Source organism: Mucilaginibacter xinganensis, from assembly GCF_002257585.1.
Classification (GTDB): Bacteria; Bacteroidota; Bacteroidia; order Sphingobacteriales; family Sphingobacteriaceae; genus Mucilaginibacter; species Mucilaginibacter xinganensis.
This window is the reverse complement of record NZ_CP022743.1, coordinates 157655-170204: the sequence shown is the minus strand read 5'-3', so window position 1 is coordinate 170204 and position 12550 is coordinate 157655. Positions and strand designations below refer to the sequence as shown.

11 protein-coding genes are annotated in these 12550 nt (G+C 44.7%); 2 read left to right on the top strand and 9 right to left on the bottom strand.

Translation table 11 applies throughout. The annotated features are described in order from the left end of the window. Position 1 precedes the first annotated feature (1 nt). The 3 genes from MuYL_RS00790 to MuYL_RS00780 are packed head-to-tail and all read right to left on the bottom strand — an operon-like array spanning position 2 to position 2712. The gene (locus tag MuYL_RS00790) at positions 2–865 is read right to left on the bottom strand and encodes a transketolase (RefSeq protein WP_094568712.1); all 864 of its coding nucleotides are present in this window, start codon (positions 863–865) and stop codon (positions 2–4) included. A 20-nt stretch (positions 866–885) separates the two neighbouring features. Further along, on the bottom strand, positions 886–1695 hold the full coding sequence (locus MuYL_RS00785; protein ID WP_094568711.1) for a cytidylyltransferase domain-containing protein: 810 nt from the start codon (positions 1693–1695) through the stop codon (positions 886–888). Positions 1696–1716: 21 nt separating this feature from the next. After that, positions 1717–2712, bottom strand: a complete 996-nt coding sequence (locus MuYL_RS00780; protein WP_245845726.1) for a hypothetical protein — start codon at positions 2710–2712, stop codon at positions 1717–1719. A 261-nt stretch (positions 2713–2973) separates the two neighbouring features. On the opposite strand from MuYL_RS00780, the gene MuYL_RS00775 reads away from it, so the two are divergent. Beyond that, positions 2974–4314: an APC family permease gene (locus MuYL_RS00775; protein WP_094568709.1), complete on the top strand. Its 1341-nt coding sequence runs from the start codon at positions 2974–2976 to the stop codon at positions 4312–4314. A gap of 93 nt (positions 4315–4407) precedes the next feature. Then, a complete protein-coding gene (locus MuYL_RS00770; RefSeq protein ID WP_094568708.1) occupies positions 4408–6105 on the top strand; it encodes a GH39 family glycosyl hydrolase in 1698 nt (565 codons plus the stop codon). 36 nt (positions 6106–6141) lie between these two features. Here the strand turns inward: MuYL_RS00770 and MuYL_RS00765 are convergent, their stop codons facing one another. The 6 genes from MuYL_RS00765 to MuYL_RS00740 are packed head-to-tail and all read right to left on the bottom strand — an operon-like array spanning position 6142 to position 12526. Next, the gene (locus MuYL_RS00765) at positions 6142–7143 is read right to left on the bottom strand and encodes an L-histidine N(alpha)-methyltransferase (protein ID WP_094568707.1); all 1002 of its coding nucleotides are present in this window, start codon (positions 7141–7143) and stop codon (positions 6142–6144) included. 12 nt (positions 7144–7155) lie between these two features. After that, positions 7156–8307: an ergothioneine biosynthesis protein EgtB gene (gene egtB, locus MuYL_RS00760; protein ID WP_094568706.1), complete on the bottom strand. Its 1152-nt coding sequence runs from the start codon at positions 8305–8307 to the stop codon at positions 7156–7158. Between the two features lie 4 nt (positions 8308–8311). Next, positions 8312–9883 carry an ABC transporter permease/substrate-binding protein gene (locus MuYL_RS00755; protein WP_094568705.1) on the bottom strand — a complete coding sequence of 524 codons (1572 nt, stop codon included), beginning with the start codon at positions 9881–9883 and terminating at the stop codon, positions 8312–8314. Next, positions 9876–10847, bottom strand: a complete 972-nt coding sequence (locus MuYL_RS00750; protein WP_094568704.1) for an ABC transporter ATP-binding protein — start codon at positions 10845–10847, stop codon at positions 9876–9878. Before MuYL_RS00750 ends, MuYL_RS00755 begins: the two co-directional genes overlap by 8 nt. Before the next feature lie 9 nt (positions 10848–10856). Further along, positions 10857–12242: a mercuric reductase gene (locus MuYL_RS00745; protein WP_094568703.1), complete on the bottom strand. Its 1386-nt coding sequence runs from the start codon at positions 12240–12242 to the stop codon at positions 10857–10859. A gap of 2 nt (positions 12243–12244) precedes the next feature. Then, entirely contained in the window at positions 12245–12526 is a 282-nt protein-coding gene (locus MuYL_RS00740) for a DUF427 domain-containing protein (RefSeq protein ID WP_094568702.1), read from the bottom strand. Positions 12527–12550: the final 24 nt, after the last annotated feature.

The window sequence follows — 12550 nt, the reverse complement described above, 5'->3', positions numbered from 1 at the left end:
TTTACCTTACCATTAATGTTTCTGATATCAGTTGCGTTAAGTGTTCGCCGTGCAGTTCCTTAAGCAGGTCGTCCACTTCGGCAGTGTTGAAATTGCAGAACCACCTGTCGGCCCGGCGTTCAATACTTGGCAGGCCTTTACCGCGGATGGTATCGGCAATTACAACATTAAGTTTGCCTGGTTGAAAGGGGTAGGCCGAGAACGCTTCGTGCAGCGCCTCAAAATCGTGGCCGTTTATCCGTTTCACTGCCGCACCAAAAGCTGTAAATTTATCGTGTAACGGCTCCAGCGGGATCAGGTCCTCGGTAGCCATGTTGGCCTGGAACTGGTTTCGGTCAATCACGAAGATCAGGTTATCTAATTTATAAGCATTTGCTACCAATGCAGCTTCCCAGCAGGTGCCTTCATTTAACTCGCCATCGCCCATAATACAAACTACTTTGTTGGTGCCGCCTTTTATCTTGATGTCTATTGCAACGCCAATTGCTACCGATGGCAAATGCCCCAACGACCCCGAGTGAAATTCAATACCCGGGATGTTGGTATTTGGGTGCCAGTAGATATTGTCATCCAGCGATAGATGATTTTTAAGGCGATCCGGATCCAACAGGCCCAGCTCGGCAAACGTGCCGTATAATGCGGGTACATCATGGCCTTTTGATAAAAACAGGTAGTCGCGGTTAGGGTCATCCAGGTTATGTTTATGGATGTTAAGGAATTCAGAATACAGATAAACGATAAGATCGGCTGCGGATAGCGATGCGCCAACAAAACAGCCGCCGTTTGTTGACATTTTTATAATATGCTCCCTCACTTTCAGAGCGGTTACCTCAAGCCGGGTAACAGGCATGGTTGCAGTTTGCATTTGCTTTAGTTAAAAGTTAGTTAGTGAATGGTTAGTTTGGTTTGTTCAGGCAATATCGTCGTCAATTCATTCAGGTGATTACGGTACCAGTTTACACCGGCATATTGCGCATTGATATGATAGATGCCGGGTTTTTCGGCCAGCAGGTTTAAAATGTCCTCACAAGAAAAAGTTGAGTTTACTGGATACAATTCCTCAAATACCGCTTTGATAAATTGATAGTCAGCTTCATAGTCTATTGTAAACCGGTGCGACATGGACAGATCATCGCCCTTGCGGCAAACGAGATTGCCGATGCTGAACTTTTTGGGATTTTCCCAGATGTAAGGTGTGGTATGTTCCAGTTCCAGTAGCCGGCCTGCTTCCCGCCATGTTTTTTCAAGACAGGCCATGCTCATTATTTCTACATCGTTACCGTCCGGAAATGTTGCCGGGTGTAAATTGCTTACATAATCAAATTGACCGGGGCTGGCAAAATAATGGGTTAGCACATCGTTAATAATACCGGGGTCAATAAGCGGGCAATCGGAGGGGATTTTAACTACGTGGTCCGCATTAAAATACAACGCGGCTTTATAATGGCGGTCCAGCAAATTTTCAAGGCTGCCGCGGAAACACGGTACGCCAATTCTTAATGATTCCTGCGCTATCATATCATCATCTGCGGCTAAGGAAGTGGCAATTACCAGCTGTACTTCATGGCGGATCATTTTTAAACGTTCCACCATCCGGAATAGCAGACTTTCGCCTAAAACAGGCAGCATAACCTTTCCCGGTAGGCGGCTGGACGACATCCTGGCCTGTACAACTATTAATATTTTATTTGCCATTTATGCTATACTTTGCGTTTGTCAGGCATATTGCGATAGAAGTTGTTCTTTAGGTTTCGGGGTCAGCGTAAGTTCAGCCAGGAAATCTTCCTTTCTTCCGTTAAATTCAAGGTAGCTGCTGCATACCTGCGCTATGTTACTTGCTGAACGGCCTTCATTTTGAACAGGTGCCAGGCGTTTTAACTCTTCCACATCAAAGTAGGAGTATACCTTTTTGCCAAGTGCTATGCCTGTGTAAACTACGGTTGAATATTGCGTTATTAATTCGGTACAGTTAGCTATCATGTGGCCGGTGTTTCCACTTTGATATATTAAAGTGCCGGCGGGTGCATATCTGCGGATCTCAGCCGTTGCGCGGTCAAACTTTTCATTGGGATGCAGTTTAAAAAGTAACCGCCTCCCCTTGGCTATCCGGACAGCGTATTTAATAAACTTCGGCCTGTTCTCAAGCCTGTAGGTCTCCCGCATATCTGTAGTTGCCACCATCACATAATCACAAAAGGGAAAATCATTGTTTAAAAATTCCCTGTGGTTGTCATAATTAGGAATCCCGGTAACAATTAATTTTTTGCTATCGGTACCGTGCTGGTTAAAGTATTCTTTGTATCCTTCGGATGCGACGCAATAAATGTCGCAAGCATTGGTCGAACCATTTAATGAGGTATCGCCGGTAAAATAGGGGGGTAAGCCAATTGCTTTTACCACACCTGTTAAAAAGGTCCGCTTATCAATCATGCCCTCCTGCACCCAAATGGTTTTGGTGTGCTTAAACTTATTGGCCATAACCATATCGGTGCAATAAACCACCAGGTCATACTTGTTTTTAATACCGCTGTAGTCAATTTGTAAGCCGTGCAACCGCAGGTATTCTTCAGACTTTGCCCTGAACTGTCCTTTCAACACCGTTCCATCGGCAAAGGGTGTATATTTTATAATAGCTTTCAGAAAAGTACCATCGGAGAACAACTGGCTAAACCAGCAATCATAGCCATTAAGGTGCTTTGATATCTGGTGCATTTGAGAGGTTTGGTTGATAGAGCCGGTGATAAATAATATCTTTCTCCTCATTGCTTTTGCTTAATCAGAAATTAAAACTACTAATTAGGTTTTGGCTTTAACGGGTAGGGGGAAAAAGTAATGTTTTGTTAATTTTCTTTTAATGTTCTTTTTATCAACAGCTTAAAAGCGTTGTTTTTACAATATTGAGATTAACTATTTTTGAAGAAAAACTTAAAACTAATTAAACATTTACCGGCATAAGTGATATTTTTATAGTTTATGCCAACATCCCCGCCCCTTAAAAAAATCAGGATAGTACAGCTTACTGCTGTAATTTTCTTTACAGTATCCGGAGGTCCTTACGGGCTTGAGCCGCTTATAAGTTATGCCGGCGAGCACGGGGCGCTGCTGCTGCTTTTGATAACCCCGTTAATGTGGGACGTGCCTGCAATTTTTACCGTGCTTGAACTTAATAGCATGATGCCGGTTACGGGCGGCTATTACAAATGGGTAAAGTACGCTTTAGGCAATCGGTGGGGTTTTTTTGAAGGCTGGTGGACCTGGCTTTACACCTTTGTTGACCTTGCCATTTACCCGGGTTTGTTCGTGCTTTATGCCTCGTACTTTTTCCCGGTGCTGGCTGCTTATCGTATCCCGATATGCTTATGCGTGGTGTGGGCATCAGCGGGTTTGAATATTTTGGGCATTGTACCTGTAGGTAAAACAGCGTTGTTTTTGGGCGCTATTGTATTCACGCCTTTTATTATTTTATTTACACTATTTTTTATCCACCATACAGGTGGCATCAGTATCCCTTCGCCGTCATTAAAGGGGATTCCTTTTCCATCGCTGGGGATGGCACTATATACGGTAATGTGGAACTGCCTGGGTTGGGATAATGTTACCACCTATGCCGAAGAAGTTGAAAAGCCGGTAAAATCATATCTTGTTTCTGTTTTTTCGGCGTTTGTGCTGGTTATTGTACTTTATTTTCTGGTGATGCTGGTTGCTCAGCAAACCGGCATCGGCAATGGTGTTTTGGCGGATAAAGGGTTCCCGGCGGTAGCTGAAATAATTAGCGGCAAATGGCTTGGCGGGTTAATTGCATTTGGGGGCATGGCAAGCAGTTTAGGCATTTATGCGGCGGTACTGCTTTCGGTGTCGCGCGTGCCAAAAGTTATGGCTGATGATGATCTGCTGCCCGGTCGCCTTAATAAACTGCATCCGAAATTTCAAACGCCCTATATTTCAATTATTGTTTGTTCGCTGATTGTTAGCCTTATGATATTATGGCCTTTTGCTGATCTGCTGATTATTGATGTTACCGTTTACGGGGCGGGCCTTTCGCTCGAATATATTTCGCTCATCAAACTGCGTATGGCAGCTCCGGATACAAACCGGCCGTTTAAAATTCCGTTAGGTATACCGGGACTTTGTTTAATGATATTGTTGCCGGTTACTGTTTATTTTGTAGCCCTGGCCGGCGCATTTTCATCACAGGAGCATGCTGTTTGGGCCGCTGTTTTCGCAATCACGGCACTCGCCAGTGCCGAACTGGTGTGGCGGATAATTGTTTGGAAAAAACCACACCACAAAAAGGGAGGCCTGTATTCTGTATAAGTTCAGATTTTTATCCGCGTAATAAATGTCTTATTATTAGCTATATTACAACTTTGTTGTGAACCCAGGAACTGAGTTTTATAAACCCCGGACATGTTTGAGAAAATAAAATACGCATGGATGTTGATTTTGCTATTGGCGGCACCATTTATCGGTACTGCACAAAGCGCATTTAACAAGCCAGCAGAGATCAGCGTTAACCTGGCTAAAATAAAAGCACCCATGAAGCCAGTTTGGGCATGGTTTGGTTATGATGAGCCAAATTATACCTATATGAAGGATGGTAAAAAGTTACTTTCGGAACTATCGGCTTTGAGCCCGGTTCCGGTTTACGTGCGGACGCATAGCTTACTGGTTTCGGGCGATAGTAAGGCAGCTTTAAAATGGGGATCGACCAATGCTTATACTGAGGATGCTAATGGAAATCCTGTTTATAACTGGGCTATTATTGACAGCATTTTTGATCCGTATATAAAAAGAGGAATGAAGCCTTTTGCACAAATAGGATTTATGCCCGAGGCGTTGTCCACACATCCGCAGCCTTACCGGCATCACTGGAAACCCGGCGATCCGTATTCTGATATTATCACCGGCTGGGCCTACCCACCTAAAGATTATAAAAAATGGGGCGACCTGATCTATAATTGGGTAAAGCATAGCATAGCGCGATACGGAAAACAAGAAGTGGAAAGCTGGTATTGGGAAGTATGGAACGAGCCAAATGGTTATTGGAAAGGCACCCGGCAGGAGTTTTTTAAACTTTATGATTACGCTGCCGACGGGGTAAAGAGAGCATTACCCACAGCTAAAATAGGCGGGATTGATATTGCGGGAACTTCAAGCACCGGCGCACAGCAATGGCTCAACGCTTTTATTAAACACTGCACAACTGATACCAATTATGCAACCGGCAAAATAGGGGCACCTTTAGACCTTTTAAGCTTTCATGCAAAAGGATCGCCCCGGTTAATTAACGGTATGGTACAAATGAACATGTCGCCGCAATTGAATGATATAGCAACAGGTTTCCGCATAGCGGCGGCTTATGCTCAAACCAAAAACATCCCGCTTATTATCGGCGAGTCTGATCCGGAGGGTTGTGCCGCTTGTGGCATGGCTACCAATCCGTCAAATGCCTATCGTAACGGCACCATGTACTCCAGTTACACTGCAGCTACATTTGCACGTAAGTATGAGCTGGAAGATGAGTACGGCATTAATTTTAAGGGGGCAGTTTCCTGGTCGTTTGAGTTTGAGAATCAGCCCTGGTTTTATGGCTTCCGCGACCTGGCCACTAATGGCGTTGATAAACCGGTGCTAAACGTGTTTCGGATGTTTGGCAAAATGAGGGGCAACCGCGTTGAAGCAGTAAGCAATCGCATGTACCCGTTAAAGGCGGTGATAGATTCCAGCATTCGCGGTGCACAAACAGACATTGGCGTTTTGGCATCAGCAGAAAAACATACGGCAGCAATAATGATCTGGAATTACCATGATGATGATCAGCAGGGGCCGGCTGAAGCCATTTCTGTAAGTATTGATAATATTCCTTCAAAAACAGTTACACTGACACATTACCGGATTGATAATGAGCATAGCAATTCCTACGAAGCCTGGAAAAAGATGGGCTCGCCGCAAAACCCAACGGAGGTAGAAATAGCAGCGCTGCAAAAGGCCGGGCAACTACAAACCATGGGCGAACCGCAAAAACTAAATACAAGGGAGAGTACCCTTAAGTTGGATATTTCGATCCCCAGGCAAGGAGTGTCCCTGCTTAAGCTCACCTGGTAGTGCATAAGTAACGCCGGCTTAATGTGCAGATATTTATTACTGTGCTACCCAAATAGCATCTGTAAACCAATGCTTGCTGTCAAAAAAGTGTGCTATTGGTTTAAATGAAGCCTTAATGGCCATTTGGTCAATTTGCTGAACGGTGAATTTTTGCGAGATCTCCATAAAGATGTACTCGTCTTTTACAAAATGAATGGTTTCCATTCCGTTGATCCGTACATCCTGGTCAGCCTTGCTGATGAGATAGCTTTTACAGGCCCCGGTTTCAGGATCATAGGTAGGGTAATGCTCAAACTGGTTAACATCAAAATTGGCATTCAGCTCGCGGTTAATGCGCTCCAGTAAATTAAGGTTAAACCTTTTGGTAATCCCCTCTTTATCATTATACGCTGCTAAAACCGTTTTAGGGTTCTTCTTAAGGTCAACACCTATCAGCAGCATATCGCCCGGCGACAAATGATTTCGTACATCCATGCAAAACTGTTCGGCTGCGTCAACCGGCATATTGCCAATGTTCGAGCCTAAGAACATAATAACCTTACGCCTGCCTGAAATTGATGACGCCTTTTTTAGCATATCAAAATATTCGCCGTTAAGGCCGGTTATATTTAAGCCGGGCAGGGTTACAGGCAGGGTTATATTTAAATACGAGATTACATTTGAGGAAATATCAATGGGCAGATAGTTAAAATCAGCTTTTTGTTCTAAAAGGTATTTCAATAAATAGGTTGATTTGGTGGCGTCACCAGCCCCAAGTTCAATCAGGTCGAAAGGATCGCCTGATCCTATAATGGCGTTGCAGATATCGGCGGTTTTTTCAGAGAAGATCTCCAGTTCGCAATTGGTTGGGTAATACTCTTCGCAGTTCATCAGGTCCTGGAAAAGCTTATCGCCGTTGGCATCATAAAAATACATCGAGCTTAAAAACTTAGGCGATGCATTTAGTCCACATATCACATCGTAATAAAATTTGCCGGTTCTACAGTTTGAAAGTCCCTGCATTTCTGCTTTTGCTAAAGTGGTGTCAATATTCTTCATTGGTATTGGGTATTACTTAGCCAGCCTTATGCCGGTAAATTGCCATCGTAAATTAGTTTGAAAAAAGTTGCGGTAAGTTACACGGCTGTGCCCCGGCGTTGTAACCTCCGATGCCCCGCGCAATACCTTTTGGTTAACCATAAATTTGCCGTTGTACTCGCCAATTGCACCAGGGGCTTTGGAGAAACCCGGGTAAGGGAGGTATGAGCTTTCTGTCCATTCCCATGCTTTGCCCCAGCTAAACAGCGGTGCGGCGGCTTCCCACTCAAATTCCGTCGGCAGCCTTAAGCCCTTCCATGCCGCGTAAGCATATGCCTCAAAATAGCTGATATGGCAAACAGGTTCCTTTAAAATAAGTTGCTCCAGCCCGTGATAGGTGTAATGGTGCCATTCCTCATCAATCAAATGCCAGTACAGGGGAGCCTCTGCTTTATTTGTTTTTACCCAATCCCATCCCTCGGCATGCCAATGGCGGAAATCATGGTACCCGCCGCCGTTTATAAATTCCAGGTATTCGGCATTGGTAACCAGGTTGGGGCTTATTTCAAAAGCATTAAGGTAAACCTTGTGGCGGCTAAGCTCGTTATCAAAACAAAACCCGCTGCCGTTAAAACCAACTTCGTAAATACCCTCATTTAGTTTTATAAACCCGTCGCTCTCAACCGGCTCAATTTTGGGCGATAGGTATTCTTTTGAATAGGCCGGAAAAAGCGGGTTATGGCCCAAAATGTATTTGATATCGGTATATAAAAGTTCCTGGTGCTGTTCTTCATGGTTAAACCCGAGGATCAAAAGCTCCTTAACCTCGGCCGAAGGCGCTTCACATAAAAAGCTTGCCATTGCTTCATCTACATATTCCCTGTAACGGTAAATTTCGGCCACGGTTGGCCTGCTCAAATTGCCCCGGTCTGTACGGATAACGCGGTTGCCCACGGTTTCATAATAGCTGTTGAATACGTAGTTGTAGTCGGGGTTATATTCCTGATAGCCCATAAAATAGGGCTTAAGTATAAAGGTTTCAAAAAACCAGGTAACATGGCCAATGTGCCATTTAGGGGGGCTAACATCAACCACGGGCTGTACCACGTAGTCCTCCGTTTGTAAAGGGCTGCAAATTTCCTCCGTTCGTTTGCGTACTTTTAGGTAACAGTCGGCTAAATCCATTGGTTTACTTATTATCTAAATATCGTTTAAGGTTAGAAATTGTTTTAATATTCAACCCAGTTGCCTGTTTTTTTCTCATCATTAACGCATAGGCATTATTAAAGCCAATTGGCTTCAGCCATTTAATGCTGTATTTTTCTTCGAACTCTTTTTGCACATAATTATAGGTTTCGCTTTTACTGTGCGTTAACGAATCAATTATTTTTGGCGATGGCTGCAATATGGCCAGTAACCCTGTGCCGGTGTATTCCGGGTAAAAATCAATCTGATCATTTGTTAAGGCGTCAAAACAAATTTTGGTGCCTCCCAACCCGGTTTTAGTTGAGGTTTCATAATCGGTATTGCCCTTAATCAGCATACTGTAGATGCTTGCCAAAATGTACTGCTCGCCAAATATTTTCGACCCGATCCTCACCGTTCCGCCTTTTGCGTTCCGGGCATGCTGATATAGATTATTAGCCGTCAAAAAATCTCTGGCTACCCGCTCAGGGCTTTGGTGAAGATAGTCAGTACGGTAATTAAGTGCGGTCATTATGCTGTCATTTATCTTTCCGGAAAGTAAATTGAGCGTTTTTTCAAGATCGGGAAACTTCCTTAAAGCATCGTCGCGAACAATTGGCGCAGCGTAATAGGGCGGGAAGATAAACTTGTCATCGTCCAAAACAACCAGGTTGTAGGCCTTTAGCCTGCCATCGGTAGAGTAGCCACTGATTACATCCAGTTGTTTTTCATAAGCCGCTTTGTACATTACGGCATCGTTTATTACCAGGGTTTGGATCTTTAAGCCATACTTGCTGACGAGGCCAAGATTACCATCCTGCCGGCCCATAAATTCGGGGGTAAAGCCAGCCTTTAGCTTGCTGCCATAAGCAGAGGGGATGAAGTAAAAGGAAGCAAGGAAGATAAGCAGCAGTGGGAGAGTAGCAGCAGCAGTTTTGAGTTTTTTGATATTCAGTTTTTGTAACCGCGACAGCAAAAAATCAAACAAAATAGCCAGCAAAGCGGCAGGTATTGCGCCTGCCAATATCATGTTGGTATTGTTGAGAGAAATGCCGCCAAAAATAAACTCGCCAAGGCCACCCGCTGCGATATACGATGCCAGCGTAGCTACGCCTACTGTAATTACCGTAGCCGTACGGATGCCAGCGAATATAACCGGCATGGAAAGGGGCAGTTCAACTTTAAAAAGCACCTGCCATTTACTCATGCCCATGGCCATAGCCGCCTCTTTAACAGCCGGATCAACGCCCGTAATACCGGTAAACGTATTGCGGATTATGGGCAGCAAAGCATAAAGTAATAAAGCCACGATGGCTGGTTTAACGCCGATGCCCAGCAGGGGGATCATAAAACCCAACAACGCAATGCTTGGTACCGTTTGCAAAATACCTGCAATACCAAGTATAGCTCCCGAAAACTGCTTTTTACGGGTGATGAAAATACCAAGCGGCAAACCAATTATCACCGCAATAAACAGCGACACAAAGGTAAGCCCGATGTGTTGCAGCGTTTGCGTGAGCAGTTTATCACTTTGCTGCTGCATAAACTCCCATAAAGTTTGCTGCTGCTCATTCATGGGCCTGCTGTTTTTTATATTGATAAAAGGCCGCCGTCAAATTTTCAAAAGATACAGTCTTCATTTCCTTGTTTTCCAGATTCATCATGTTCAAGCGTTCAGCATTAAAAAATGTAGCCCTTTCCAAAACCGCCCATAAATCATCTTTGTAGTTAACCAGTATCCCAGGCCCCTGCCCTTTTATTTCTTCATTTGAAAGTAAATGCCAGAGTGATTTAACGGTAATTGTTTTAAATTCCAGCAGCAGCCTTTGCTCTTTCAAAAATTCCTTTACAAAATCGTTTTTGGGCTTAAACAATAGCTCTGCAGGCGTGCCATCCTGGATTATTTTGCCTTGATCCATCAAACAGATATGGTCGCCCAGTTCAAAGGCTTCCTGCACATCATGGGTTACCATAATAATGGTTTTCTGCTTTAACTCGTCCAGGGCCTTAAACTCTGCATGGATCTTTGCGCGGGTAACGTTATCCAGCGCACCGAAGGGCTCATCCATCAGCAATACTGCGGGGTTGGCTACCAATGCCCTTGCCAAGCCAACGCGCTGCTGCTGCCCGCCGCTTAGCTCATTCGGGTAAGCATTAAGATAGTCCTTATTTAAATGTAGTTTTTCCAGCAACTCGGTAATGCGTTTTTCCGTTTGCTTTTTATCCCACTTTAACAACTGGGGTACAATGGCAATATTTTCGGCCACGGTGTAATGCGGAAACAGGCCGTTGTTCTGTAAAACATAGCCAATGCCGCGCCGCAAAATCTCGGGCTGTTGCTCAAAAATATTCTTTCCGTTAATGAAAATGTTCCCGCCCGAGGGGTCAATCAACCGGTTGATCATTTTAAGCGTGGTGGTTTTACCGCAGCCGCTGGTACCCAGTAAAATCAAATTTTCATGTTCTGCTACTTCAAACGAGATCGCGTCTACGGCTTTGGTTTTACCGAAGTGCTTGCTAAGCTTTTCAACCTTGATCATAAATGGCGGTTAGTCTTCCATCCCCAGGAAAAGATTGTTCAATGATTCTGAATAAAGCGGGTGTGCAAATACAAAATAGCGTACCTGGTCATAAGTAATGCCACCTGCCATAGCCATTTGTAATACCGTCATGATCTCGCCGCCTTCCTGCCCTAATACAGCAACACCCAGGATCTTTTTGGTCTCCGGATCAACAATTGCCTTCATAAAGCCGCGGGTGTCGCCGGTTTCAATGGCGCGGGCAACATGTGCCATGGGTAATTTAGCTACTTTATATTTTATCCCCTGTTTTTTTGCTTCGTTCTCGCTCAGCCCTATCCTCCCCAGTTGCGGATCGGTAAACATGCAATAGGGGACAAGCCTGTCTTTTATACTTAATTTTTGCTTTTCTATCAGGTTTCGATAAACGATAGTATAGTCGTTGTAGCTGATGTGGGTAAACGCCGGCCCGGGTTTTACATCGCCCAGTGCATAAATTCCCTGTACATTGGTCTCCAGCTTATCGTTCACCGTAATAAAGCCCTGCTCATCAACCTTAACGCCTGTGGAAGCCAGGTTTAAAGCTGCTGACTGCGGCGTGCGACCCACTGCGATTAACACGTGCGAACATTTTATTTTTTCTTCCTGTCCGCCTTTGTTCACGGTAGCGGTTATCTTGCCGCCGGCTTTCTTTTTAAACTTTGTAACACTGGCATTGGTGTGGATGGTGATTTGCTCCGCTTCCAATATTTTTGTGAGTTCTTCAGAAATGTCATCGTCCTCGCGCGACACGATCCGGCCGGATTTTTCAATTACCGTAACCTTGCTTCCAAACCGGCGGAACATTTGCCCAAACTCCAGGCCTATATAATTACCCCCAATTACCAGTAAATGTTCCGGCACCTGGTTAAGCTCCATAATGGAGGTTGAATCCAGGTAACCAATCTCTGCAATCCCTTCAATTTCGGGTACAAAAGGTTTGGCACCGGTATTAATAAAGAACAGGTCAGCGGTAAGTTCTTTTTGCCGGCCGCTGTTCATTTTTACTGTTATGGTTTTGTCGCCGGTAAATACTGCTTCGCCAAAAATGAGGTCAAGGTTCTGTGTTTTTTCAAGGCCTTTTTGACCGCCCTCTCTTGATTGGTGAACAATCGCGTCCTTCCGCTTTTTAATCTTCGGCATATCAACCGAAAAATTTTTTATTTTGATGCCCAGTGGCCCGCTGTTTGCCGCCAGATATGCCATTTTAGCCGATGCAACCATAGTTTTAGTAGGCGTGCAGCCATCGTTTACGCAGGTGCCGCCCACCCAGCGTTTTTCAATGATGGCCGTTTTTTTACCTGCTGCGGCCAGTTTTTTAGCCAAAGGGCCTCCCGCCTGCCCGGAACCTATAATAATTGCATCGTACTGTTTCATGGTTATGCTGTTACTTTAACGCCTTTCCAAAACGCCACGTAGCCCGTAATGTTTTCGGCTGCCGGTTTTGGATCGGGATAGTACCAGGCGGCGTCAGGGTTGTGCAGGCCGTCAACATCCAGGCTGTAATAGGATGCCACGCCTTTCCAGGGGCAGGTGGTATGTGTTGCCGATGGCTTAAGATAAGCTGCGGTAACGCTGTCTTTGGGGAAATAATGATTGTTTTCTACCACAATGGTGTCATTGCTTTCGGCAATCACCTGGTTGTTCCAAATTGCTTTCATAATTTAAGATGTATTTATGCATAA